Origin of the sequence: Streptomyces sp. RPT161 (assembly GCF_027533845.1) — a bacterium.
GTDB lineage: Bacteria > Actinomycetota > Actinomycetes > Streptomycetales > Streptomycetaceae > Streptantibioticus_A > Streptantibioticus_A silvisoli_A.
Window position 1 is genome coordinate 58,743 of record NZ_JAPZVN010000005.1, and the last position, 23,928, is coordinate 82,670.

Here is a 23,928-nt window from a genome sequence, read left to right on the forward strand (position 1 = left end):
GTGAACTTTGGAAGGCTCATGTGCCGCTGGAATGCGACCAGTTGGGGGCAGTGCCGATTCGGCCCCGCGCGGCGACCGTCACGCCCCCGAGAACCGTTCACGGAGCTTGTACTTGAGCACCTTGCGCAGCGTCTCGTTGCGCGGCAGCGCCGTCACGACCTCCAACTGCTCCGGAAGCTTGTGCACCGCCAGCCCCGCTGACCGCAGGAACGAGGTGACCTCGGCCAGCGTGAGCGGAGCGCCGCCCGCGGGCTGCTCCACCACCGCGCAGACGCGTTCGCCGCGCTCGGGATCCGGCAGGCCGATCACGGCGGCGTCGCGTACGGCGGGGTGTTCGTAGAGCAGTTCCTCGATCTCCTTGGCGGAGATGTTCTCTCCCTTGCGGATGATGACGTCCTTGAGCCGCCCGGTGAGCACGAGGTGTCCGTCCGCGGTCAGCCGGCCCAGGTCGCCGGTGCGGAAGAAGCCGTTCTCGTCGAACGCGGCGGCGGTCTGCTCGGGGTCCGTGTAGCCCTGGCAGACCGCCTCCCCGCGCAGCCTGACCTCGCCGTCCACGATGCGTATCTCCATCTCGGCCGGTGGGCGGCCCTCGGTGGTCGCCAGGTTCTCGGGGGTGTCGAGCGGGGAGCCCATGGTGATCATCGGGGCCTCGGTCATGCCGTAGCCGTGGGTGAGCTGGCAGCCGAGTTCCCGTACCACCTCGTGGTACAGCTCGGGCGGCTTCGGCGCCCCGCCGCCCGCCAGCAGCCGCAGGGTGGGCAGCAGCCGTTCGCCGGAGGGCAGTTGGCGCTGGGCGGCGAGGAACAGGGCGTAGAACGCCGTGCTGCCGCCCGCCAGCGTCACGCCGTGCCCGCGGTAGGCGTCCAGTACGTCCGGAAGCGCGAACCGCTCCACAAGCAGCGCGGGGAACCCGTAGAGCAGCATCATGACCAGGTAGTCCGGACCCCCTATGTGCGCGTACGGGAAGGCGATCGAGCCGACGTCGTCCGGCCGCATCCGCAGCGCGTGGGCCAGGCAGGCGCCGCCCGCGATCAGGCTGCGGTCGGTGTGCAGCACGCCCTTGGGCGCGGAGGTGGTGCCGGAGGTCCAGTAGATCCAGCGCACCTGACGGCCGTCCGCGGGCGGGGGCGGCAGGACGCCGGGATCCGCGTCGGGCAGCCGGTCGTACACGGTGAGCCGCCTTGGCGGGCGCGGGAGCCGGCGGGCGACGCGGTCGGCCATGGCGGCGTGGTCGAAGCCGCGCCAGGTGCCGGGGGTGACCAGGAACCGGGCTTCGGTGCGCTGGACGGCGTGGTGGACCTCGCGGTCCCGGTAGACCGGGATCACGGGGCTCTGCACGGCCCCCAGCCGGGCGAGCGCGGCGCAGAGCACGACCGTCTCGATCCGGGTGGGCAACTGCCAGCAGACCGGCGTGCCGGGCCGCACTCCGAGCCGGAACAGACCGGCCGCGGCACGTTCCGCGCGCTCGGCGAACCCGCCGAAGGTCATCCGGCGGTCCGTCTCGTCAAGCAGCGCCGGCGCGTCGGGGCTGAGCGCGGCGCGCCGCGCGATCAGCTCCCACAGGGTGCGGGACGTGCCGAGGTCGTACGGGGTGGTCTCGCTCATCCGGGCCTCCGGTCACGCCTTGTCGGTTGGGGGCGGCGTGGCTACGGTAGATCTGACGAGTCGTCAGATAAAGGGTTCCGGCGAAGGGGAGGCGGCCGTGGAGCTACCGAGGATCATCAGCGTCGACGACCACGTCATCGAGCCCGCCCACCTCTTCGAGACCTGGCTCCCAGCCGGGTACCGCGACCGCGGCCCCAAGCCGCTCACCGCGGGCATCGGCGAACTCGCCTACATCGGCGGGAAGTACCAGATCACCATGGACCCCAACGGCCCGCCCACCGACTGGTGGATCTACGAGGACCTGAAGTTCCCGTACAAGCGCAACATCGCGGCCGTCGGCTTCGACCGGGACGAGATGACCCTTGAGGGCATCACCCGGGACCAGATGCGGCGCGGCTGCTGGGACCCCGCCGAGCGGTTGAAGGACATGGACCTCAACCATGTCGAGGCCTCACTGTGCTTCCCCACCTTTCCGCGCTTCTGCGGCCAGACCTTCGCCGAGGCGCGGGACAAGGAGGTCGCGCTGGCCTGTGTGCGCGCCTACAACGACTGGATGGTGGAGGAGTGGTGCGGGGACAGCGCGGGGCGGCTGATACCGCTGTGCCTGATACCGCTGTGGGACGTGGGGTTGGCGGTCGCGGAGATCCGGCGCAACGCCGCGCGCGGGGTCAGGGCGGTCTGCTTCAGCGAGATCCCGACCCATCTGGGGCTGCCCAGCATCCACTGCGGCTACTGGGACCCCTTCTTCGCCGTCTGCGAGGAGACCGGCACCGTCATCAACATGCACATAGGTTCGTCCTCGCAGATGCCCGCGGCCTCACCGGACGCGCCGCCCGCCGTACAGGCCAGCCTCAGCTTCAACAACGCGATGGCGTCCATGATGGACTTCCTGTTCAGTGGCGTGCTGGTGAGGTTTCCCCGACTCAAACTCGCCTACAGCGAGGGCCAGATGGGCTGGGTGCCGTACGCCCTGGAGCGGGCCGACGACGTCTGGCGGGAGCACCGCGCGTGGGGCGGCGTGCGCGACCTGATCCCGGAACCGCCGTCCACGTACTACTACCGGCAGGTCTTCTGCTGCTTCTTCCGCGACAAACACGGTGTCGAGTCGATCGACACCGTCGGCCGCGACAACGCGACCTTCGAGACCGACTACCCGCACGTGGACTCGACGTTCCCGCACACCAGGGAGGTGGCCCTGGACCACGTCAAGGGGCTGGACGACGAGACCGTGTACAAGCTGATGCGCGGCAACGCCATCCGGATGCTGGAGCTGGACCTTGACCGCTGAGCTGTGCGCCGGCCGGGTGGTGGCGATCACCGGTGCGGGACGCGGCATCGGCCGCGAACACGCGCTGGCCTTCGCGGCGGCGGGGGCCCGGGTGGTGGTGAACGACCTTGGCACGGTTGACGATCCGGACCGGCTCGGCGGATCGGCCACGGTCAACGAGCCGTCCGCGGTCGATGCTCCCGGCACGCCGCAGGAGGTCGTCGCGCGGATACGGGAGGCGGGTGGCGAGGCCGTCGCCCACACCGGGGACATCGCGACCTGGCCGGGCGCCGCATCCCTGGTGCGCACCGCGCTCGACACCTTCGGCGGCCTGGACGTACTGGTCAACAACGCCGGGATCCTGCGCGACCGGATGCTGGTGTCCATGGACGAGGCGGAGTGGGACACCGTGGTGCGGGTGCACCTGAAGGGGCACTTCGCGCCGCTGCGGCACGCCGCCGCGTACTGGCGGCAACAGGCCAAGTCCGGCGCTCCGGTGGCGGCCCGCGTCATCAACACCACCTCGGGCGCGGGTCTGCTGGGCAGCGTCGGGCAGGGCAACTACGCGGCGGCCAAGGCGGGCATCGCCGCCCTCACGGTGGTCGCGGCGGCCGAACTCGGACGCTACGGGGTGACGGTCAACGCCATCGCCCCCGCGGCCCGGACCCGGATGACCGAGCAGGCGATGCCGGAGCTGGTCGCCCGTCCGGAGAACGGGTTCGACACCTACCACCCGGGCAACGTCTCGCCGCTGGTGGTCTGGCTGGGCAGCGCGGAGTCCGCCGGGGTGACCGGGCGGGTCTTCGAGGTCGAGGGCGGCCGGGTGTCGCTCGCGGACGGCTGGCGGCACGGCCCGGCGGTGGACGTGGGCCGCCGCTGGACACCGCCCGAACTCGGCCCGGCCATCGGCAGGTTGCTGGCCAGCGCGGCACCGCCCGAGCCGGTCTACGGGCAGTGACGCATGGACCTGACCTACACCGAGGAGGAGGAGGCCTTCCGCGCGCGACTGCGCGCCTGGCTCGCCGCCGTTCTGCCGACGCTCCCGCCCAAACCCGGCCCGGAGGACTGGCCGGGCCGCAGGGCGTACGACAGTACCTGGCAGCGGATGCTCCACGACGCCGGCTACGCCGGACTGCACTGGCCCGAGGACGCGGGCGGACGCGGCGCCACCCCCACCCAGCACCTGATCTTCCTGGAGGAGACCGAGCGGGCCGGAGCGCCGTACGTCGGCGCCCACTTCGTCGGACTGCTGCACGCCGGACCGACCATCGCCGCCGAGGGCACCCCGGCGCAGCGCCGCCGCTGGCTGCCGCCGATCCTGCGCGGCGACGACGTGTGGTGCCAGGGCTTCAGCGAACCGGAGGCGGGCTCCGACCTCGCCGCACTGCGCACCAGAGCGGTCCTGGACGGTGACACGTACGTGGTGACCGGATCGAAGACCTGGACCTCGCACGCAGAAGTCGCCGACTGGTGCGAGCTGTTGGTGCGCACCGACCCCCGGGCACCCAGGCACCGGGGGATCACCTGGTTGGCGATGCCCATGAGCGCCGACGGCATTAAGGTGCGGCCGCTGCGCACACTCGCTGGATCGAGGGAGTTCGCCGAGGTGTTCCTGGACGAGGTCCGGGTGCCGGTGGCGAACCGGGTGGGCGAGGAGAACGACGGCTGGCGCGTCACCATGGTCACGCTGTCGTTCGAACGCGGCACGGCGTTCGCCGGTGAAGTCATCGCCTGCCAAAGGACGTTGCGTGAGATCGCCGCCATGGCGCGGCGCAACGGCAGCTGGGACGAGCAGGCCCTGCGGCGGCGCATCGGGCGGCTGGCCGCCGAGTTCTCGGTGCTGTGGCGGCTCATCCAGTGGAACGTCAGCGCGGCGCGGGGCCGTACCGGCGTACCGGGCGCCGGGGGCTCGGTCTTCAAGCTGCGCTACTCGCAGGCGCGCCAGGAGCTGTACGACACGGCGGCGGCGGTACTGGGCGCGGACGCCCTGGACGCCGCACAGGAGTGGACCGCCGACCGTTTGTCCTCGTTGTCGTACACGATCGCCGCCGGCACCTCGCAGATCCAGAAGAACATCGTCGCCGAGCGGATCCTCGGCCTGCCGAAGGGGCCGTGACGTCGTGCGCTTCCAACTGACCGACGAGCAGCGCGCTTTGCGCCGCGGTGTACGGGACCTGCTGTCCGGGCGGTTCGACCGGGACCGGATGCGGGCCTGTCTGCGGGACGCCGCGGTGGATCGGAGGCTGTGGCGGGAACTGGGCGCCGCCGGGGTGTTCGGCCTGCGGCTGGACGGGATGGGCCTGGCCGAGGCCGCGTTGGTCTTCGAGGAGGCCGGGCGGGCGCTGCTGCCGGGGCCGCTGGTGGCGACGCACCTGGCGGCGGGAGCGGTGGACGGAGCGGCCGAGGGCGAGACGGTGGTCGCCGGATGCGACGGCACATTGGTCGATCACCAGGCGGACGCGGACGCGGTGCTGTGGCTCGACGAGGGCGGCGCCCGCGTTCTCGACCCGGCCCAACTGGTCACCGTCGCGCTGCGGTCGGTGGATCCGATGACACCGCTGAACCGGGTCACGGCGCGGACCGCCGAGGGGCGCGCGGTGCCCGATGCCGCCCGGCTGCGCCAGGAGGCCGTGCTGCTCACCGCCGCCCAACAGTGCGGCAGCGCGGGACGGACGCTGGAGTCGGCGGTCGAGTACGCGGGTCTCCGGCGCCAGTTCGGGCGGGCGATCGGCACCTTCCAGGCGGTCAAGCACCTGTGCGCGGACATGCTGGTGCGGGTGGAGATGGCCCGTACCGCCGTCTACGCGGCGGCCGTCACCGGTGATCCGGTGGAGACCGCCGCCGCCAAGCTGCTCGCCGACGAGGCCGCTGTCCGCAACTCCCGCGACTGCCTTCAGATCTTCGGCGGGATGGGCTTCACCTGGGAGGCCGATGTGCATCTCCACATGAAACGCGCGTGGTTGTTGTCAACCCGGTTCGCTCGGGAGGGGGAGATCCAGGACGCCCTGGCGCGTTCCCTTTCCGCTCCCGGGATCTGGTAATGGTGACCGGGCGGGTGCACGGCGTCGCCGCTGGTCGCCAACGGTTGCGGAATGGTGCGATATGCCCGGAATAAGGAGTCACAGAGCGTCGATATCGGGTTGTGTCCGAGGTGTAACTCGTAACGGCGTGGAGTCGGCGCCCCGCTCGGGTACCCTCCATCGGGTGCGAGTGGTTCAGGGGCGCAACAATCGCGACGGTCGTCATGGCGGAGTCCAAGCGGCAACCGGCGCGGCGCTCCACGATGCTCGCGGACGGGGAGAACTCGCCCGTCGGCGCTGGACACGCACGGTGTCGCGCCCATCCACTACCCGTAACGAGCGCGGCCGCGGGGCAGTATGCAGCATGTGTACCGCGTTCCGTTGGAATATGACCGAAGCGCTTGTTGCGGTGACTGTACGTCAATCATGCTGTCCTTCGTCGGCGTCACGGTCGGTGACGGTACGGAGGCGCGAGGCGATGTGTCCGCCGGTTCGGATGGTGTGAGCGGTGCAGGTGCTTCAGGTGCAGTTGGAGGTCTTTCCTGACCCGGCCGAGGTGGGCCGGGCCCGTAGATGGGCCCGCTCCCGGCTGCAGCGGTCGGGCATAGGGGCGGACGAGCCGCTGGCCGAGACACTGCTCCTGCTCATCTCCGAGCTGGTCACCAACGCGGTGGTGCACACCGGCTGTCCGGCCGTGCTGCGGATGCTCTTCCCGGAGGTCGAGGCCTGCGACACGGGCGCCAACGGGACGGTGCGCGTGGAGGTCGCCGACGCCAGCGCCAAGCCTCCGGCGCCACGGCACGCCCAGGGTGACGAGACCGGCGGCCGGGGCCTGGAGCTGGTGGACGGCCTCGCCGACCGCTGGGGCTGGGAGCGGGAGGGCGCCGGCAAGCACATCTGGTGCGAGGTGGACCGCGGCGAGACGGCCCCGGAGGCTTCCTCCGCCCGGTACCTGTGCGACGAGCGGCCCATGGCGGCCTACGGCGACACCATCGGGTACCGGGACGACGACCGCGCCGCCGCGGGAACCGTCTCGGGGTCGGCCACCGCTCCCAGGCGCTCGGGCGCCGCCAGAACGGGCTACTTGATCGCCACCGGTGCGACCGGACTGCCCACCCCGCCGACGAACGGCTCGGGTGTCGCGCTCAGCAGGAACGCGTAGCGGCCGTCCTCGGCGCAGGCCGCGGACAGTTCCTCCAGATTCCAGTTCTGCCCCTGTGGCATGCCCATCTCCACCAGATGGAGCGCGTGCACCGGCAGCCACAGGCCGTCGATCTCGGGCGGGAAGACCTCGAAGGTCAGCGTGTCATCGGCGACCGCCGCCACGTCGCGGGCGTGGAACCACTCGGGGGCGCGGACCGACAGCCCGGGCGACGGGTACGCGTAGCCCTGCCGGTCGCCGCCCAGATACCGCCGGATCTGCCCGGTGCGTACGACAACGATGTCGCCACAGTGGACCCTCGTACCTGCCATTTCCTCGGCGGCGTCCAGGTCTTCGGGCGTCACGGCATGGCCCTCGGCAAGCCGTTCGACGCCGTGTGCGCGGGCGACGTCCAGCAGGACACCGCGGGAGACCAGGCTGGTGATCTTCTCGGTTCCGCCGAACTCGGCGCCCTGGTGCGCGGTGACGGTGCTCGCGGGGCGGCCATTGTAGAGGCGGCCGGAGTGCGAGACGTGCCCGAAGCCGTCCCAGTGCGTGGCCGCCTGCAGTCCCATAGTGACCACGTCGTCGCTGGTGGCAACCGTGTCTGGGCCGAACAGCTGCCAGTTGACGGAGGTCATCGTGTGCAGCGGGTTCACCCGGCCCGGGATCGCGCCGGTCTGCACCCCGTCCTGCCTCAGGGGCAGTGCGAGCGGGACGCGGCGCCCGCTTCGGACGGTGCGGACCGCTTCGCGCACCACCTCGTCGGTGATCAGGTTGAGCGTGCCGATCTCGTCGGCGGGGCCCCAACGCCCCCAGTTGTTCACGCGTTTGGCGATGTCATGGAACTGCTTGGGCATCGGCATCCGGGCCTCCTGCGAGGGCTGCGGGGCTTCCGGGGACGCGGGGCTTGCGCGATGGGTCACCGGTGTTCCTAGAATCTAACGCACCGTCAGAAACTGGGGAAGTTCCGTGGGAAGGTTCGGCCGTGGGCGACTTCTTGACCGGCAAGGTCATCGCGATAACCGGCGCGGGGCGGGGGATCGGGCGGGCCGTCGCGCTCGCCTGCGCCGCCGAGGGCGCCAAGGTCGTGGTCAACGACCACGGCGTCTCCGTCGAGGGCGGCGAACCGACCAGCGAGGTGGCGGCGGCCGTGGTCAAGGAGATCGAGGCGGCGGGCGGCGACGCCGTCGCCGTGGCCGACGACGTGGCGACCATGTCCGGCGGCGCCCGGGTCGTCGCCACGGCCGTCGAGGCGTACGGGCGGATCGACGGGGCGGTGTGCGTCGCCGGAATCCTGCGCGAGCGCATGCTGTTCAACATGACCGAGCAGGAGTGGGACCCGGTCGTCGCCACCCATCTCAAGGGCACCTTCACCGTCTTCCGCGCCGCCTCCGCCGTGATGCGCCAGCAGCGCTCCGGCACCCTGGTCGGCTTCACCAGCGGCAACCACCAGGGCAGCGCCGCCCAGGCCAACTACTCAGCCGCCAAAGGCGGCGTCATCTCCCTCGTCCGCAGCGCCGCGCTCGGCCTGCACAAGTACGGCGTGACCGCCAACTGCGTCGCACCGATCGCCCGCACCCGGATGTCCGCCAACGTCCCCATGGAACTCAAGGAGATGGGCGAACCCGAGGATGTCGCGCCGTTCGTGGTCTACCTCCTCAGCGACCGCGCCCGTGAGATCACCGGTCAGGTGTACACCGTCGCCGGCCCGAAGATCGCGGTCTGGGCCCAGCCCCGCGAACTACGCGCCGCCTACGCTGAGGGCACCTGGACACCGCAGCGCATCGCGGACCTCCTGCCCGGCACCGTAGGCACCGACCCGATGCCGCTGCTCGCCCAACTCGAGGCCATGCGACAGGCCGCCGCCACCGGCGACTGCCCCAACGCTTAGGAACCGTCATGGACTTCACCTTCGGTCCGCGCGCCGAGGCGTTCCGCACCGAGGCACGGGCCTGGCTCGCCGAGCATCTGACGCCCACCACGACCAACGGCCGGGCGTGGGAACGCGAGTTGGGCGCGCACGGCTGGATCGGCCTGGGCTGGCAAACCCCGGACGGCGAGCGCGCACCGCTCGACGGCGCACGCGGACCGTACGGGAACCGGCACGGCTCGCTGGTCGAACAGGTCGTCTGGGGCGAGGAGTACGCCCGCGCCGCCGCACCGTCCCGCTGCGGCCACATCGGCGAGAACCTGCTCGCCCCCACCCTGCTCGCCCACGGCACCGCCGCCCAACGCGACCGATTCCTGCCGCCCATCGCCCGTGGCGAGGAACTGTGGTGCCAGGGCTACAGCGAACCGGGCGCCGGATCCGACCTCGCGGGCGTGCGCACCGCGGCCGTCCGGGACACCGGCGCAGCCGACTACCGCGTCACCGGCCAGAAGATCTGGACGTCACTGGCGCTCGATGCGGACTGGTGCTTCGTCCTGGCCCGCACCGAGCCCGGCTCCACGCGGCACCGCGGACTGTCCTTCCTGCTGGTGCCCATGGACCAGCCCGGCCGCGTCGAGGTCCGGCCCATCCGCCAGATGTCCGGCGAGAGCGACTTCAACGAGGTGTTCTTCGACGGCGCGTACGCGTCCGTGGACCACCGAGTCGGTGCCGAAGGCGATGGCTGGCGCATCGCCATGGCCCTCCTCGGCTTCGAACGCGGCGTCTCCACCCTCGTGCAGCAGATCGGCTTCGCCCGGGAGTTGGACGACATCATGGCGCTCGCCGTCGACAACGGCGCCGTCGACGACCCGGTGTTGCGCGACCGCCTGATCCGGCAGTGGGCCGACCTGCGCATCATGCGCTGGAACGCGCTGCGCACCCTCGGCACCACGGATCCGGCGGCCCCGAGCATGTCCAAACTCCTGTGGGGCCGCTGGCACCAGCGCCTCGGTGAACTGGCGATGGCGGTACGAGGCGCCCCCGCCTCGGCGGGCCCCGTCCTCCGGCCCGCATCGTCATCTTCGGTCGCCGAATCCGACGACCCGAACGCTGACCTTCCATATCAACTCGACTCCCTCCAGCGGATGTTCCTGTTCAGCCGCGCCGACACCATCTACGGCGGCTCCGACGAGATCCAGCGGACGATCATCGCCGAGCGCGTCCTCGGGCTCCCGAAGGAACCCCGCCCATGACCGCCGAGTCCACCCCCGGGCGGCCCGTCGATTCCGGCGTCACCACCAGCGGTGGCGCGGGTGGTCAGACGCGGCCACCGGCGTACGAGCCACCCCATGGACTCCTTGCGGGACGTACCGTCCTGATAACGGCCGCCGCGGGCACCGGAATCGGCTTCGCCACCGCCGAACGATGCGCCGCGGAAGGCGCCACCGTGGCCATCAGCGACCGCCACGAGCGCCGCCTGGCCGCGTCCGCCGAGCAACTCGCCGACATCATGGGCAGCAGGCCCCTCGCAGTGCCCTGCGATGTGACCGTCGAGGCCGACGTACGGCGGCTGTTCGCGACCGCCAGTGCCGAACTCGGCTGTATCGACGTACTGGTCAACAACGCGGGCCTGGGCGGTACCGCCGAACTCGTCGACATGACCGACGAGCAGTGGTGCCAGGTCCTCGACACCACACTGGGCGGCACCTTCCGCTGCACCCGCGCCGCCCTACGGCACATGTGTCCCCGGGGCACCGGCGTGATCGTCAACAACGCCTCCGTACTGGGCTGGCGCGCCCAGGCCGGACAGGCCCACTACGCCGCGGCCAAGGCCGGTGTCATGGCGCTGACCCGATGCGCGGCCATCGAGGCCGCCCCGCACGGTGTGCGGGTCAACGCCGTCGCCCCCTCTCTCGCCATGCACCCCAACCTGGCCAAGGTCACCAGTGACGCACTGCTCGGCGAACTAACCTCCCGCGAAGCCTTCGGCCGTGCCGCCGCACCCTGGGAGGTCGCCAACGTGATCGTCTTCCTTGCCAGCGGCTACAGCTCCTATCTGACCGGTGAGGTCATATCGGTCTCCTCTCAACACCCCTGATACCGCGGCCGCTTGCATGACCAGCGGGTGACCGGACCAACGAGCCCAGCGAAGGGCACTGACGAATGAAGCGCTACGCGCACTGGATCAACGGACGGCGCCAGCCCGCCCAGAACCACTATCCGGTCGTCAACCCCGCCACCGAGCAGGTCATCGGGCTTGCCCCGGAAGCGACCCGAGACGATGTGGACGCCGCCGTCCAAGCCGCGCGCACCGCGTGCGAGGACTGGAGCCGCACCACGCCCCGGGAGCGCGCCGCCGTGCTGGACAGCGTCGCGGACCTGCTGGCCGCCCGTGCCAAGGACCTCGTGCCGCTGCTCCAGGCGGAGACCGGGGCGACGATGCGGGTGGCGTCCACCATGCAACTGCACACGGCCGCGGAACGCTTCCGGCGCTATGCGCGTGGGGCGACCGAGGCTGACACGATCCCCTTGGCACCGCTGCCGGTGAAGGCGTCCCCGCTGGCCCCCGGAGGACTGCTCGGCGCGGCGGCCGTCCGGCGCCCGGTCGGCGTCGTCGGCTGTATCACCTCGTACAACTTCCCCGTGGTGAATCTGGCGGGGAAGGCCGCTCCGGCACTGGCCATGGGCAACACGGTCGTGGCCAAGCCCGCGCCGCAGGACCCGTTGACCTGTCTCCTTCTCGGCGAGATCCTCCAGCAGGCCGGTCTGCCGGACGGAGTGTTCAACGTGGTGACCGGATCAGGTGCCGCGGCCGGTGAGGACCTGGTCGGACACCCCGATGTCGACATGATCAGTTTCACTGGTTCCACCTCCGTGGGTAAGGCGATAGCCGAATCGGCTGGACGGTCGATGAAGCGAACCCTCATGGAACTCGGTGGCAAGGGAGCCGCGATCGTCCTGGACGACGTGACCGACGGGGCACTGAAAAACGTGGTGGGCGGCGTCGGCTCAACGTGGTCGTTCCACAGCGGACAGATCTGCACGGCACCGACCCGGGTACTCGTCCATCGCGCGCTGTACGAGAAGGTCGTCACCGGTCTTCAACGCTACGCCGAGGCACTGACAACCGGGGACCCTGTGGATAACTCCACGATCGTCGGCCCGTTGATCAGCGCCGCCCACCGCGACCGCGTCGAGTCCTATATCTCCGGGGCCCGGGACCAGGGCGCCCGCATCGTCACCGGCGGTACCCGTCCCGGTCTCAAGCCCGGGTACTACGTGGCGCCCACCCTCATCGCCGACGTCCGGCCGGAGACGGCGGTGGCCCAGGAGGAGATCTTCGGGCCGGTGGTCGTCGCCATCCCCTTCGACACCGAGGCCGACGCGGTCGAGATCGCCAACGGCACCGCGTACGGCCTGTACGACTACGTCTTCTCGGGCGACGCCGGTCGCGCCTGGCGGCTCGCCGGTCGGCTGCGCAGCGGGAACGTCGGGATCAACACCGTGCAGCGGCATCCCGAAACGCCCTTCGGCGGATTCAAGGACAGCGGAGTCGGCCGGGACGGCGGCTCCTTCGGGCTGCACGCGTACAGCGAACTCCAGTCGGTGGTCTGGCCCTCGTAAGGAACCGGCGGTCGCGAGGACGGTGGATATGAGAGGCGTCATCTTCGACGGCAAGCAGCCCCGGGTCGTGGACGACCTCGCGGTCCGCGCACCCGGGCCGGGCGAAGTCGAGGTCCGCATCCGGGCCGCGGGGTTGTGCCACAGCGACCTTTCGGTGATCGACGGCACGATCCCCTTCCCGGTGCCCGTCGTGCTCGGTCACGAGGGCGCGGGCGTGGTCGAGTCGCTCGGCGCGGGCGTCAGCCATGTCGCGCCCGGCGATCACGTCGCCCTGTCCACGTTGGCGAACTGCGGTACCTGCGCCGAGTGCGATCGAGGCCGTCCGACCATGTGCCGCAGTGCGATGGGCCGTCCGGAACGGCCGTTCAGCCGTGGCGGCGAGGCGCTCTACAACTTCGCGGCCAACTCCGCTTTCGCGGAGCGCACCGTCGTCAAGGCGGTGCAGGCGGTGCCCATTCCCAAGGAGGTCCCCCTCACCTCAGCGGCGTTGATCGGCTGCGCGGTCCTGACCGGCGTCGGCGCCGTTCTCAACCGGGCCAGGGTCGGCCTCGGCGAATCGGTGGTCGTCATCGGCACCGGTGGCGTCGGCCTGAACGTCATCCAGGGCGCGCGGCTCGCCGGTGCGCGGCGCATCGTCGCCATCGACGCGAACCCGGCGAAGGAAGCGGCCGCCCGGCAGTTCGGCGCCACCGACTTCATCGACGCCTCGAAGGGCGCCGACCCGGTCAAGGCCGTCCATGCCCTTCTGCCGACCGGCGCCGACCACGCCTTCGAATGCGTGGGGCACGTCGGACTCATCCGTCAGGCCATCGACCTGCTGGACCGGCACGGCCAGGCCGTACTGCTCGGCGTACCGCCCGCGGGCGCCGAGGCTTCGTTCCGGGTCTCCACCATGTACCTGGACAAGTCCATTCTCGGCTGCCGGTACGGATCCTCACGACCGCAGCGGGACATCGCGCTGTACGCCGAGCTGTACCGCCAACGTCGGTTACTGCTCGACGAGTTGGTCACCAGGGCCTATCCGGTCGAGGAGTTCACCGAAGCAGCCGACGACGCGCGTCACGGGCGGGTGGCCCGGGCGGTCCTCACCTTCTGAAGGGGCCTGGCGTCGGCCGACGTTCCGGCCTTCTCGCCTTGCGACTCCAGTGGAAAGGCCGTGCCGCGGCTCTAGCCGGAGACGGTGCCGAAACGTCCCTGGTGGAAGATGAGCGGCGACGGCGCACCTTGCCGCGGGGTGCCCAGGGCGGCGACATGGCCGACGACGATGAGGTGGTCGCCGCCTGTGTGCACGGCGTGAATCGTGCAGTCGATCCAGGCGGGGACCCCGGCGAGTAGCGGCGCACCGGTCGCGGGGGCGGGAACCCATTCCACTCCGGCGAACTTGTCGCCGCCGCTGACGGCGAATGCCCGGCACAGTTCGCTCTGGTCGGCGCCGAGCACGTTGACGCAGAAGACTCCGGCGCCGGCGACCCGCGGCCAGGTGCGGGACGTACGGCCGACCATGAACGCGACCAGCGGCGGGTCCAGCGACAGCGAGACGAAGGACTGGCAGGCGAAGCCGGCGGGGCCGCGCCCCTCGTCGGGTGCGCCTGGTGCGGTGATCACTGTGACGCCGCTGGCGAAGTGGCCCAGCACCCGGCGGAACTCGCCCTGATCCAGCGGTGCCCGCTCGTCCTCTCGTACCGCGCGCAGTTCCGGTCGTGGCATCGCCGCGACGGGAGCGGCGGTTGTCGGCGCCCCGACCGACCTGAGGTAGCGGACCGCCGTAGCCGCCATTCCCGCGTGTCCCATCACATTACCCATTGGAGCTGACGCTTAGTCAGATTGGAATGGCTGTGGGGGCTTCGCTGTCGGTCAGCGGCCCCGAAATTGCGGGGTGCGGCGTTCAACGAAGGCCAGGACGCCCTCCTGGGCGTCCGCGGTGGTCATGTTGATCTCCTGAGCGGCGGCTTCGGCGGCGAACGCGGTGCTCCGGTCCGACACCGGTGAGGAGTTGACCAGCTGCTTGGTGAGCGCCAGCGCGCGGGTGGGGCCGGACGCCAGCCGACAGGCCCACTCCCGGGTGGCCTTCGTCAACTCGTCGGCGGGCACGACACGGTTGACCAACCCCAGACGCTGGGCGGCGTCCGCCGGCAGGTCGTCGCCGAAGAACATCAGCTCCTTGGCGCGCTGCGGACCGACCAGCCGGGGGAGCAGATACGCGCCACCTCCGTCGGGGACGAGTCCGCGTCGCACGAACACCTCGATGAACCTCGCGCCCTCGGCCGCGATGACGAGGTCGCAGGCGAAGGCGAGGTGTGCCCCGATCCCGGCGGCGGTGCCGTTCACCGCCGCGATCACCGGCTTCTCGCAGTCCAGCACGGCGGCGATCAGTCGTTGGGCGCCGCGCCGTATGGTTCGCGCGACGTCGCCCGCGATGCGTTCGCCGGGAGGTCGGCTCGCACTGGCGGGGTTGCCTGGGCGGGGGGCGGACGTGGGGCGCAAGTCGGCTCCGGCGCAGAACGCCCGGCCCGTACCGGTGATCACGACGGACCTGACCAACGGATCGCCGGAGGCGTCGTCCAGCAGGCCGACGAGGCGTTCGCGCTGGTCGGGGGCGAGCGCGTTCATCGCCTCCGGCCGGTTGAGGGTGATCCAGGAGACGCCGTTGTCAGTGGCCTGGAGTACAAAGGAATCGACGGACGGACCGATGGATTCTTCGGGGGAGGAAGTCATGAACGTCCTTGGTCGCGGTCGGAAGTCTCGGCCGCCCACACGTCATCGGCCGGTTGCCGCACGCGGCTCACCGGCACACCGCGAGCGCGTCCAGCGCCACGGCGCCCTGACCGCGCGGCAGCACCATCAACGGGTTGATGTCCAGTTCGGCGAGGCTGTCGTCGAGTTCCATCGCCATGCGCTCCAGGCGCAGGACCACATCCACCAACGCGTCGGTGTCGGCGGGCGGTTGGCCGCGTACGCCGTCGAGGAGGGGGTATCCGCGCAGCTCCCGGAGCATCGCGTGGGCCTCCTCGGCCCCGAACGGTGGTACGCGAACCGCTGTGTCCCGCAGGACCTCGACCAGTACGCCGCCGAGCCCGACCGTCACGGTGGGCCCGAACAGCGGGTCGTGGCTGACACCGACGACCATCTCCACGCCCTGCTCCACCATCTGGCAGACCAGGATTCCGTCCAGCTCGATGTTTCCGAAGCGGGCGATGTCGGTCAGCTCCCGGTAGGCGTCCCGGACCTGGCTGGCGGAGGTCAATCCGACCTGGACAAGTCCGAGTTCGGTCTTGTGCGAGAGTTGGGCTCCGGATGCCTTCATCACGATCGGGTAGCCGACGAGTCCCGCCGCGCGCACCGCCCCGGCGGCACTGTTCACCAACTGCTCGCGCGGCACGCGGATTCCGTAAGCCCGCAGCAACTGCTTGGCCGCGTGTTCACTCAACTGCTGGCCGTGGCAGAGCAGTGGTCGGGCCTTGCGGACGGACGGGGAGAGCGTGCGTGGAGCGTCGGCGAAGGGAGACCGGTAGTCGGCGACGAATCGGTGGTGGTCGAGGTAGGCCTTGATCGCGGTGACACAGTTGCCGAAGGTGCGGAACGTGACGACCTTGGAGGAGCCCAGGAGCGTGCTGCGATAGGCCGCCTCCGTGCCCACCGGCGAGCCCCACACCACGCACACCAGCTTGTCCGTGCGCTCCGCCGCGTCCACCAGGTCCTGGGCCAGCTTGTCGCTCATGGGCGGGAACGGCCCGGTGATGGGGCAGACCAGTACGCCCACGGCCGGGTCGGCCAGGATCGCGTCGATGATCTTGCGTCCCCGCCAGTCACCCACTGGGTGGCCGCCGTTGTCCACCGGATTGGCCACGTTCAGGTACTCGGGTATCCATTGGTGCAACTCGGACTGCTTGTGTTCGGACAGTACGGGCAGTGGCAGACCCGCCGCGCTGGCCAGGTCGGAGAAGTGCGCGCCGGTGCCGCCGGAGATGGAGTAGACGACGACACCCTCGGCGCTCGGCGGTTTGGCGCGGGCCAACAGCTGGGCGGTGTCCTGGAGTTCGTCGAGGCCGTTGACCCGGATGACGCCGAACTGCTTGAAGGCCGCGTCGGTGACGGCGTCCGAGCCGGTGAGCTTGCCGGTGTGCGAGGCGGCCGTACGTGCGCCGGTCTCGGTCCTGCCGACCTTGATCGCGACGATCGGGACCTTGTTCCTGGCCGCCCGATCGGCGGCGAGCATGAACGAACGGCCGTCCTTGAGCCCTTCCACATATGCGGCGATGGCCCCTACCTCGGCCTGTTCGGCGAAGTACGAGATGAAGTCGGCCGCTTCCAGGTCGGACTCGTTGCCGGTGGGTGCCCAGTGGCTGAGCCGGATGCCCAACTCCTGAAGGGCGAAGACCGGGCGGCCCTGGTGCCCTGACTGGGTGATCAACGCGATCGCTGGGCCTTCCAGGTCGTCGCGGAACCGCTCGAAGGCGTTGAGATTGGTGTTCGGCCCGAGCAGCCGCAGGCCCGAGCGGGTCACCGCCTCGGCCAGACGCTGCTGGGCGGCGGCGCCCGCCGCACCGGTCTCGGCGAACCCGGAGGCGAACGCGACAGCGAACTTCGCCTTGGCCTCGGCCAGTTGCTCCACCACCGGCAGTGGGTCGGCGACGAGTAGCACGGCGAGGTCCAGCGGCTGCGGCAACTGCGCTACGGACCCGTGGCAGGGCAGCCCGAAGACCGTCTCGCGCCCCGGGTTGACGGGAAGGAGCCGGGCGCCGACGCGTTCGGCCCAGGCCATCAGCTGACGGGTGATGCCGGTGTTCGGCTTGCCCTCGGCGTCCGAAGCGCCGATCACGGCCATCGTCTCCGGGTGGAAGAACCGGTCGAGGTCGGGCACCGGGGCGTACAGCGGCCGTCCGCTGACGTCGAGGTCCGCGGCGCCGTGCACGGTGGGTGCAGGACGCTCACCGCAGGCCACGGCCCGCGCCGAACGGGGATCGGTGCTGAGGCTGCCGTGTGTCGATCCAAGCATGAGTCCCGCCCGTTCCTGATGCGGTGTTGACGTAACTGACGCATAGTCAGATTACTGAATGGATCGGGCGGCAGGAACTGGTCAGTAGCGAGAAGCTTCCACAGGGGCGCGTGTGGACCGAGGGGTAGGGAGGACTTCGCCCAGGCAGCGGGCGGTGGATCAACGAACGTGCCAGATGCCGGGGATTCGATGAGGGAGGAGTTCGGTGATGCACACACTCTGGCTTACCGGCGGCGACTGGCTCGCCGTGCTGCGCATAGGCCTCGGTCTGTGGTGGTTGGAGAGTTGGCGGCACAAGGACAAGCGGGCCTGGTTCGAGCGCGGTTCGGGCATCGCCTGGGCGGCGGACATCGCGGGGAAGCACCGCTGGGCCTTGGTGCGCAACGGCTTCAGTGCCGTCGTGGCCCCGCGGCCCAAGGTGATCGCCCATGTGGTGGTCTACGCCGAACTCGCCCTCGGCCTGGGCCTGACGCTCGGACTGCTCACGCCGATAGCCCTGGTGGGCGGCCTGCTGCTCAACCTCGTCTATTTCATGCTGATGATCCACGACTGGGCCGAGCAGGGGCAGAACTCGATGATGGCGCTGATATCGCTGATGGGACTGTTCGCCATGTGCTGGCAGCACTGGTCACTCGACGCGGCGTTCGGACTCTTCTGACGGTGGAACGTGAGCGGAAGGAACAGTCATGCCAGAAGTGCGCTTCGACCGGCCGGAGATCGACTCCTTCACCCGCCCCTACTGGGACGCGGCGGCCGAAGGCAGGTTGCTGATCCGGCGGTGCCGGGACTGCGGGGTCGCGCACCACTATCCGCGTGAGTTCTGTCCGGGCTGCTGGAGCGAAGCCGTCGACTGGGAGGAGGCCAGTGGTAGGGCCACGCTCTACACCTGGTCGGTTGTCCATCGCAACGATCTGCCGCCCTTCGGGAACCGTGTGCCTTACATCGCCGCGGTGGCCACTCTCGCCGAAGGGCCGCGCATTATGACGGAGGTGGTCGACTGCGCGGAGTCCGATCTGCGGATCGGCGCTGAACTTCGGGTGGCCTTCCGCACCATGGCGGACGGCGGAACGTGCACGATCCCCGTATTCCGCTTGGCCGGTACAGGTGTTGAATGAGTGCATGGTGCGACCTGTCGAACTCCAGGCCTACGGACTGACGTTGCGCCCCTGGGAGGAGGGCGATGCGAAGGCCGCGCTACGCGGTCTGTCGGACCCGGACTTCAACCGCTGGAACACGCCCGCCGCGCGGATCGAGGACGAGAGGGGCGCGCTGAGGTTCATACGCAGCCGCAGGGAGGGGTGGGTGCGTGGTGACATGCTCTCGTTCGCCGTCTCCGAGGACGGCGATGTGCGTGGCCATGTGGGCGTGCAGCTGTCCGACCCGAGGATGCGCAGTGGACGGGTCGGCTACTGGGTGATCCGGGAGGAGCGGGGACGGCGCATAGCGTCGCGGGCGCTTGAGGCGGTCACCCGGTGGGCGTTTCGCGATCTCGGCCTTTATCGGCTGGAGTTGGGCCACGATCTGGACAACGAGGCGTCCTGTGCGGTCGCCCGCCGGTGCGCGTACGCCTATGAGGGGCTGTTGCGTGGCGCGCGGATCGATCTGGACGGTGTGCCTCGCGACCTGCATCTGCACGCCCGACTCGCCGTCGATCCGGCCCCCGAGGCGCCGACCGCCCCCTGACCGTGCCGGTTCCGGCCGCGCGGCGCCAGGTGTGTCAGTCGCGCCCCAGGACGACGGTGCCCGAGGAGCAGAACCATCCGCCCGTCCCGGAGGCCACAGCCAGCCGGGGGAGCCGACCACCCGCTCCGCGCACCTGGTGGCCGCCCGCCTCGCCCCTCAACTGCCGTACGGCTTCCACGAGAAGGAACAGTCCGCGCATACCGGGATGGCAGGCGGACAGCCCGCCACCGTCGGTGTTGACCGGGAGTTCGCCATCGGTCAGCAGCCGCCCCTTGGTGACGAAGGCCCCGCCCTCGCCCTTGCCGCAGAAGCCCAGGTCCTCCAGCGTCATCAGCGTCATGTAGGTGAACGCGTCGTAGATCTGCGCGACATCGATCTCGGACGGTCGGATTCCGGCCCGTTCGAAGGCGAGCCGTCCGGAGACCGCCGCGGGTGAGACGGTGAAGTCCTCCCACTGGGACGTCGCGGAGTGCGATACGCACTCGCCGGTGCCCAGGATCCATACAGGGGGCTTGGCGGTGTCCGGTACGTACTCCTCGGCGGCGAGCAGTACAGCGCAGCCGCCGTCGGAGCGGATGCAGCAGTGCAGCTTGGTGAACGGATCGGCGATCATCGGGCCCGAGAGCACCTCGTCCACGGTGATCGGTGTGCGGTACATCGCGTCGGGGTTGCGGCTGGCGTTCCCCCGGGCCTGGACAGCCACCTCGGCGAGCTGTTCCAGCGTGGTGCCGTACTCGTGCATATGGCGGCGGGCGGCCATCGCGTACTTGGCGATCAGCGTGTGACCGTAGGGCGCCTCGAACTGCAGCGGGCCATGGGCGCCCAGGGAGAGGTTGGCGGTTCGGCGTCCGGCCTTGAGGTCGGCGCGGGCGGTGGAGCCGTAGGCCAGCAGGACGGCGTTGGCGTGCCCGGCGGCGATGGCGTCGGCGGCGTGCGCCGCCATCACCTCCCAGGTCGAGCCGCCAACGGAGGTGGAGTCGACCCAGGTGGGGCGCAGCCCCAGGTATTCGGCCACCTCGACGGGTGCCAGGGTGCCCAGTCCCGCCGAGCCGAAGCCGTCGATGACCGACCGGTCGAGTCCGCTGTCCGCCAGGGCGCGTCGGGCGGCCTGCGCGTGCAGGGCGTAGGCGGTGCGCTCATCGACCCGGCCGCACTCGGCCAAGGCCACGCCGACGACGGCGACCTTGCGGGGGGCGCGGGGTATCACGGATGTCGGCACAAACTGACGGTACATCAGTTTAGTGTGGGCCGCGCAATGTCGTCGTGGCGCACCCCTGTGCGCGTGCTGTCCGGCTCTCTAACATGACGGTGCGTCAGTTGATGAGAGTGCTGCGGTGGATCACCTGGAAGGACCCGCCGATGGATGCCGCGTTCACCGAGGAACAGGACGAGATCCGGCGCACCCTGCGCGACCTGCTGCGCAAGCGGTGTGGCCCGGAGCAGGTAAGGGCCGCGTGCCGCACACCCGCCGGCTATGACGTGGAAGTTTGGCGAGAGCTGGCCAAGCGGCTCGGGATGCCGGGTTTGGCCCTCCCACCGCGGTACGGGGGCGTCGGCTGCGGTCCGACCGAGCTGGTGCTGGCGAGCGAGGAGGCCGGCCGGGTGCTGCTGCCCGCTCCGCTGCTGGCCAGCTGCGTGCTGGTGGCACCGCTTGTCGCGGAGTTGGGCAGCGAGGAGCAGCGGATCGGTTACCTGCCGCGCATCGCGGCGGGCGAGCTGACGGCCGCACTGGCCGCTCCCGGCCCGCTGAGCGCCGTTCTCGGGCTGACCGGTCCGAACCACGGCCCCTGGTCCGGGGGCGGCCGAGCCGGCGGCGTACAGGCCCGGCAGCTCGCCGACGGCTGGCGGCTCTACGGTCAGGTGGACCAGGTGCTGGACGGGCACAGCGCTGGGCTGCTGCTGGTCGCCGCGCATACCGGCGGCTACGTGCGGGGCCGGACTCACCTGTTCATGGTGGACGCGGGGGCGTCCGGACTGACCCGCACCCGGCTCACCACGCTTGATGAGACCCGTCCGCAGGCCCGCGTGGAGCTGCGCGACGTGGCCGGCGTGCCCCTGGGCGGAGCGGCCGCGCCGGCGCCGGACGAGCTGATGGCGGCACTGGTGCGCACCGGCGGGCTCGCCGCGGCCGTGCTGGCCGCTCAGGCGGTGGGCGCGGCGGACTTCGCGCTGTCCAGCACGGTGGCGTATCTGCGGGTGAGAGAGCAGTTCGGACGGCCCGTCGGATCGTTCCAGGCAGTCAAACACCGCCTCGCCGACGGCTATGTGCGAGTGCAGGCGGCACGTTCCGCCGCGTACTACGCCGCCTGGGCGGTGGGCCGCGAGGGCCCGGTCGACGGCGGCGGTATGGAGGACGACATCGGTGTCGTCGGTCCACTGGCGCTCGCGCAGGCGCTGGAGACGCTGAACCAGGTGGCCGCGGAGTCGATCCAGCTCCATGGTGGGATCGGCTTCACCTGGGAGCACCACGCGCATCTGTACTTCAAGCGGGCCGCCGCCGATGAGTTGATCTTCGGTCCGGTACACCGGCTGCGGGCGCGGGCCGCGCGGCGTGCCGGGTTGTTCGGTTCCACTGTTGCCGAGGGGGCGGTCGCGTGATGGCGTCAGGTGCGGTCCGGCGGATCGCTCAGGAGGTCTCGTCCAGCCGGGCGTTCGCGAAGGTGGCGCCGCATGTCCTCCCGGCGCTGGATCGGCTGGTCCATCGGCTGACCGGCGGCAAGGTGCTGCTGGGCACCCGGATGCTGCCGAGCGTGGTCCTGACCTCCACAGGGGCGCGCAGCGGGCAGCCGCGGCAGACCCCGTTGGCCTGCATGCCCGTCAAGGACGGCACGTTTGTGCTGGTGGGCAGCAACTTCGGGCGACCGGATCACCCAGCCTGGACGGGCAACCTGATCAGGAATCCGAGCGCTCGCATCAGCTGGAAGGGCCGCGATATCCCGGTCACGGCCGCGTTGCTCGAAGGCGCCGAGCGTGCGCGGGTGTGGGAGGCGGTGGTGCGCTTCTGGCCGCCGTACGCGAAGTACGCGGCGCGGGTGGAGCGGGAGATCCGGCTGTTCCGGGTCACTCCGCGCGACTGACCGAGCGCCACCTGGAGCGGGGGGCGGACGCCCGTACGCCGACGCGGGCGCCGGACCGGCTACCTCCCCCGAGGGCCGGCCGACGCCCGCGTCAATGCCTGGCAGGACGTGGCAGGACGAACTGGCGACACGGCGCTGAGCCGCCGCCGAATGGTGCCGGAGCTGTTACTTGGTCGGCTTCTTACCGGTCACACCCAGGTGTACCAGGAGCGCCAGGTTGGGCTTGAGCTCAGCCTGCTTGACGCCCCAGGACTGGAAGCCCTTCTGGTGCGCGGCCACCGCGGCGAGCATCGCGACCAGCGAACCGGCGATCGCCGCCGGGTTGACCCACTTGTCGACCCGGCCCTTGTCCTGAAGCTCCTTGATGGAGTCGGTGAGGGAGTTGGTGACGGCGTTGAGGATCTTCATACGGATCTTGTAGAACCGTTTGTCCCCTTCCGCCGCGCCAAGGTCGACGACGCGCAGAATGGCGTCGTTCTTACGCCAGAAGGAAAGGAACCCGTCCACCAGGTCTTCCGCGGCGGCCCAGGCGGGTTTGCCCGCCCAGGTGCGTCCCGCGACCAGATCGGTGAGGGTCGCCCCTTCCTTGGCCATCTCCTCGGCGAGTTCGAGGACCGCGCCCTCGACATCGGGGAAGTACTGGTAAAACGTTGCGGGGGAGGTACCCGCCATCCGGGCGACGTCGATGACCTTGACGTCCCGGTACGGCGAAGTGCTGAGCATCTCGCTGAGGCATTCGAGCAGCTTCTGCCGCGTCGCCTGCCCGCGGCGCCCTGCAACTCGGCCGTCGACGGTGCGAACTTGTCCTGTCATGCCGTCAGTTTACCTTCGGGTGATCAGTGCGCGATTCGGCTGCGTACAAATGGGGAGGGCGCTCTCCACCGCCGTGAATGTGCAGGTCAGCGCCGGTTATATAGCGCGCGCCCGGTGATGCCAGAAAGAGCACCGGATCCGCGATCTCGTCAGGGTGGGCCAGTCGGCCCATGGGGATCGCGGCTGTCAGCGCCCGCCGGGCGGACTCGTCCCCGTAGTGGTCGAGGGCGGCGTCCGTCGCGGCGCCGGTGCTGTCCTCCGTCAGGACGAGGCCCACGACCAGGCAGTTCACCCGGACCTTCGGCGCCCATTCGGCGGCCAGGGAGCGGGTGAGCGAGGACAGGCCGGCCTTGGCCGCTCCATAGGCGGCGGTCCCGGGGGAGGGGCGGACACCGCTGACACTGCCGATGTTGACGATGGATCCGCCACCGGGCTGCTCGCGCATGATCAGGTGCGCCGCCTGCGCGCAGTACAGCGGCGCCAGCAGGTTCAGCTCGATGATGGCGCGGGAGAACCGCGGGGAAGCGGTGGCCGCCTCCACGTACGGGGAGCCGCCCGCGTTGTTGACCAGCAGATCGAGCCGCCCGTACGCGGCGCGCAACCGGTCGAACAGCGTGCTGACGGCCTCCGGGTCCCGTACGTCGGCCTGGTGGAAGGCGATGCCCTCCGGCAGCGCCTCCGGTTTCCCACGGGCGCAGACGGCGACCTCGGCGCCCGCCGCCCGCAACCGCTCGGCGATCGCCCGGCCGATGCCGCGGGTGCCGCCTGTCACGAGCGCGACTTGCCCTTCCAGGCCATCTGTCATGTCGGCTATCGTGCCAGAGGAGCT

At 70.5% G+C, this 23,928-nt stretch carries 22 protein-coding genes and 1 pseudogene; 15 read left to right on the forward strand and 8 right to left on the reverse strand.

The window, feature by feature from the left end; all coding sequences use genetic code 11:
* Nucleotides 1-78 precede the first annotated feature (78 nt).
* Nucleotides 79-1,605: a class I adenylate-forming enzyme family protein gene (locus O5O46_RS13490; RefSeq protein WP_269855627.1), complete on the reverse strand. Its 1,527-nt coding sequence runs from the start codon at nt 1,603-1,605 to the stop codon at nt 79-81.
* Between the two features lie 97 nt (nt 1,606-1,702).
* Between O5O46_RS13490 and O5O46_RS13495 the strand changes: the two genes are divergently transcribed.
* The 5 genes and pseudogenes from O5O46_RS13495 to O5O46_RS13515 all read left to right on the forward strand — a co-directional run.
* Entirely contained in the window at nt 1,703-2,893 is a 1,191-nt protein-coding gene (locus tag O5O46_RS13495; protein ID WP_269855628.1) for an amidohydrolase family protein, read from the forward strand.
* Nucleotides 2,883-3,830, forward strand: coding sequence for an SDR family oxidoreductase (locus tag O5O46_RS13500; RefSeq protein ID WP_269855629.1), 948 nt, complete (start codon nt 2,883-2,885; stop codon nt 3,828-3,830). Before O5O46_RS13495 ends, O5O46_RS13500 begins: the two co-directional genes overlap by 11 nt.
* A 3-nt stretch (nt 3,831-3,833) precedes the next feature.
* Complete coding sequence (locus O5O46_RS13505) at nt 3,834-4,988, forward strand: acyl-CoA dehydrogenase (RefSeq protein ID WP_269855630.1); 1,155 nt, start codon at nt 3,834-3,836, stop codon at nt 4,986-4,988.
* 4 nt (nt 4,989-4,992) lie between these two features.
* Nucleotides 4,993-5,913 (forward strand): acyl-CoA dehydrogenase family protein, encoded by a 921-nt coding sequence (locus tag O5O46_RS13510; protein WP_269855631.1) that lies wholly within the window; start codon nt 4,993-4,995, stop codon nt 5,911-5,913.
* A gap of 487 nt (nt 5,914-6,400) precedes the next feature.
* Nucleotides 6,401-6,820 (forward strand): annotated as a pseudogene (locus tag O5O46_RS13515) (ATP-binding protein); the annotation flags it as partial.
* Nucleotides 6,821-6,972: 152 nt separating this feature from the next.
* Here O5O46_RS13515 and O5O46_RS13520 read toward each other — a convergent pair.
* Nucleotides 6,973-7,899 (reverse strand): cyclase family protein, encoded by a 927-nt coding sequence (locus O5O46_RS13520; RefSeq protein ID WP_269855828.1) that lies wholly within the window; start codon nt 7,897-7,899, stop codon nt 6,973-6,975.
* 122 nt (nt 7,900-8,021) lie between these two features.
* Between O5O46_RS13520 and O5O46_RS13525 the strand changes: the two genes are divergently transcribed.
* From O5O46_RS13525 to O5O46_RS13545, 5 genes are all read left to right on the forward strand, one after another.
* On the forward strand, nt 8,022-8,927 hold the full coding sequence (locus O5O46_RS13525; RefSeq protein ID WP_269855632.1) for an SDR family oxidoreductase: 906 nt from the start codon (nt 8,022-8,024) through the stop codon (nt 8,925-8,927).
* An 8-nt stretch (nt 8,928-8,935) separates the two neighbouring features.
* Nucleotides 8,936-10,159 (forward strand): acyl-CoA dehydrogenase family protein, encoded by a 1,224-nt coding sequence (locus O5O46_RS13530; RefSeq protein WP_269855633.1) that lies wholly within the window; start codon nt 8,936-8,938, stop codon nt 10,157-10,159.
* A complete protein-coding gene (locus O5O46_RS13535) occupies nt 10,156-11,004 on the forward strand; it encodes an SDR family oxidoreductase (protein WP_269855634.1) in 849 nt (282 codons plus the stop codon). Before O5O46_RS13530 ends, O5O46_RS13535 begins: the two co-directional genes overlap by 4 nt.
* A gap of 65 nt (nt 11,005-11,069) precedes the next feature.
* Entirely contained in the window at nt 11,070-12,530 is a 1,461-nt protein-coding gene (locus O5O46_RS13540) for an aldehyde dehydrogenase family protein (RefSeq protein ID WP_269855635.1), read from the forward strand.
* Nucleotides 12,531-12,558: 28 nt separating this feature from the next.
* Entirely contained in the window at nt 12,559-13,626 is a 1,068-nt protein-coding gene (locus O5O46_RS13545; RefSeq protein ID WP_269855636.1) for a Zn-dependent alcohol dehydrogenase, read from the forward strand.
* 71 nt (nt 13,627-13,697) lie between these two features.
* On the opposite strand, the gene O5O46_RS13550 is transcribed toward O5O46_RS13545, so the two are convergent.
* The 3 genes from O5O46_RS13550 to O5O46_RS13560 all read right to left on the reverse strand — a co-directional run bounded on the left by O5O46_RS13550 (nt 13,698) and on the right by O5O46_RS13560 (nt 17,526).
* Entirely contained in the window at nt 13,698-14,333 is a 636-nt protein-coding gene (locus tag O5O46_RS13550; RefSeq protein WP_269855637.1) for a flavin reductase family protein, read from the reverse strand.
* 51 nt (nt 14,334-14,384) lie between these two features.
* Nucleotides 14,385-15,245: an enoyl-CoA hydratase/isomerase family protein gene (locus O5O46_RS13555; protein WP_269855638.1), complete on the reverse strand. Its 861-nt coding sequence runs from the start codon at nt 15,243-15,245 to the stop codon at nt 14,385-14,387.
* A gap of 67 nt (nt 15,246-15,312) precedes the next feature.
* Nucleotides 15,313-17,526, reverse strand: coding sequence for an acetate--CoA ligase family protein (locus O5O46_RS13560; protein ID WP_269855639.1), 2,214 nt, complete (start codon nt 17,524-17,526; stop codon nt 15,313-15,315).
* Between the two features lie 208 nt (nt 17,527-17,734).
* On the opposite strand from O5O46_RS13560, the gene O5O46_RS13565 reads away from it, so the two are divergent.
* From O5O46_RS13565 to O5O46_RS13575, 3 genes are read left to right on the forward strand one after another with little or no spacing between them, the layout of a single operon-like run.
* Nucleotides 17,735-18,184, forward strand: a complete 450-nt coding sequence (locus O5O46_RS13565; protein ID WP_269855640.1) for a DoxX family protein — start codon at nt 17,735-17,737, stop codon at nt 18,182-18,184.
* Nucleotides 18,185-18,212: 28 nt separating this feature from the next.
* Nucleotides 18,213-18,641, forward strand: coding sequence for a Zn-ribbon domain-containing OB-fold protein (locus O5O46_RS13570; protein ID WP_269855641.1), 429 nt, complete (start codon nt 18,213-18,215; stop codon nt 18,639-18,641).
* Nucleotides 18,642-18,645: 4 nt separating this feature from the next.
* Nucleotides 18,646-19,209, forward strand: coding sequence for a GNAT family N-acetyltransferase (locus O5O46_RS13575; RefSeq protein ID WP_269855642.1), 564 nt, complete (start codon nt 18,646-18,648; stop codon nt 19,207-19,209).
* A gap of 34 nt (nt 19,210-19,243) precedes the next feature.
* Here O5O46_RS13575 and O5O46_RS13580 read toward each other — a convergent pair whose 3' ends face one another.
* Nucleotides 19,244-20,443 (reverse strand): thiolase C-terminal domain-containing protein, encoded by a 1,200-nt coding sequence (locus tag O5O46_RS13580; RefSeq protein ID WP_269855643.1) that lies wholly within the window; start codon nt 20,441-20,443, stop codon nt 19,244-19,246.
* Nucleotides 20,444-20,568: 125 nt separating this feature from the next.
* On the opposite strand from O5O46_RS13580, the gene O5O46_RS13585 reads away from it, so the two are divergent.
* Together O5O46_RS13585 and O5O46_RS13590 are read left to right on the forward strand one after the other, a co-directional pair.
* Nucleotides 20,569-21,807 (forward strand): acyl-CoA dehydrogenase family protein, encoded by a 1,239-nt coding sequence (locus tag O5O46_RS13585; protein ID WP_269855829.1) that lies wholly within the window; start codon nt 20,569-20,571, stop codon nt 21,805-21,807.
* Nucleotides 21,807-22,286 carry a nitroreductase/quinone reductase family protein gene (locus O5O46_RS13590; RefSeq protein WP_269855644.1) on the forward strand — a complete coding sequence of 160 codons (480 nt, stop codon included), beginning with the start codon at nt 21,807-21,809 and terminating at the stop codon, nt 22,284-22,286. Before O5O46_RS13585 ends, O5O46_RS13590 begins: the two co-directional genes overlap by 1 nt.
* Before the next feature lie 165 nt (nt 22,287-22,451).
* On the opposite strand, the gene O5O46_RS13595 is transcribed toward O5O46_RS13590, so the two are convergent.
* Both O5O46_RS13595 and O5O46_RS13600 read right to left on the reverse strand, forming a co-directional pair.
* Complete coding sequence (locus O5O46_RS13595) at nt 22,452-23,099, reverse strand: TetR family transcriptional regulator (RefSeq protein WP_269855645.1); 648 nt, start codon at nt 23,097-23,099, stop codon at nt 22,452-22,454.
* A gap of 4 nt (nt 23,100-23,103) precedes the next feature.
* Entirely contained in the window at nt 23,104-23,904 is an 801-nt protein-coding gene (locus O5O46_RS13600; RefSeq protein ID WP_269855646.1) for an SDR family oxidoreductase, read from the reverse strand.
* Between the last annotated feature and the right edge of the window lie 24 nt (nt 23,905-23,928).

Coding starts and splice junctions, on each gene's coding strand:
- O5O46_RS13490 (WP_269855627.1), bottom strand. CDS start 1,605: ATGAGCGAGACCACCCCGTACGACCTCGGCACGTCCCGCACCCTGTGG.
- O5O46_RS13505 (WP_269855630.1), top strand. CDS start 3,834: ATGGACCTGACCTACACCGAGGAGGAGGAGGCCTTCCGCGCGCGACTG.
- O5O46_RS13520 (WP_269855828.1), bottom strand. CDS start 7,899: ATGCCGATGCCCAAGCAGTTCCATGACATCGCCAAACGCGTGAACAAC.
- O5O46_RS13530 (WP_269855633.1), top strand. CDS start 8,936: ATGGACTTCACCTTCGGTCCGCGCGCCGAGGCGTTCCGCACCGAGGCA.
- O5O46_RS13535 (WP_269855634.1), top strand. CDS start 10,156: ATGACCGCCGAGTCCACCCCCGGGCGGCCCGTCGATTCCGGCGTCACC.
- O5O46_RS13540 (WP_269855635.1), top strand. CDS start 11,070: ATGAAGCGCTACGCGCACTGGATCAACGGACGGCGCCAGCCCGCCCAG.
- O5O46_RS13545 (WP_269855636.1), top strand. CDS start 12,559: ATGAGAGGCGTCATCTTCGACGGCAAGCAGCCCCGGGTCGTGGACGAC.
- O5O46_RS13550 (WP_269855637.1), bottom strand. CDS start 14,333: ATGGGTAATGTGATGGGACACGCGGGAATGGCGGCTACGGCGGTCCGC.
- O5O46_RS13555 (WP_269855638.1), bottom strand. CDS start 15,245: ATGACTTCCTCCCCCGAAGAATCCATCGGTCCGTCCGTCGATTCCTTT.
- O5O46_RS13560 (WP_269855639.1), bottom strand. CDS start 17,526: ATGCTTGGATCGACACACGGCAGCCTCAGCACCGATCCCCGTTCGGCG.
- O5O46_RS13565 (WP_269855640.1), top strand. CDS start 17,735: ATGCACACACTCTGGCTTACCGGCGGCGACTGGCTCGCCGTGCTGCGC.
- O5O46_RS13570 (WP_269855641.1), top strand. CDS start 18,213: ATGCCAGAAGTGCGCTTCGACCGGCCGGAGATCGACTCCTTCACCCGC.
- O5O46_RS13575 (WP_269855642.1), top strand. CDS start 18,646: ATGGTGCGACCTGTCGAACTCCAGGCCTACGGACTGACGTTGCGCCCC.
- O5O46_RS13580 (WP_269855643.1), bottom strand. CDS start 20,443: ATGTACCGTCAGTTTGTGCCGACATCCGTGATACCCCGCGCCCCCCGC.
- O5O46_RS13585 (WP_269855829.1), top strand. CDS start 20,569: ATGGATGCCGCGTTCACCGAGGAACAGGACGAGATCCGGCGCACCCTG.
- O5O46_RS13590 (WP_269855644.1), top strand. CDS start 21,807: ATGGCGTCAGGTGCGGTCCGGCGGATCGCTCAGGAGGTCTCGTCCAGC.
- O5O46_RS13595 (WP_269855645.1), bottom strand. CDS start 23,099: ATGACAGGACAAGTTCGCACCGTCGACGGCCGAGTTGCAGGGCGCCGC.
- O5O46_RS13600 (WP_269855646.1), bottom strand. CDS start 23,904: ATGACAGATGGCCTGGAAGGGCAAGTCGCGCTCGTGACAGGCGGCACC.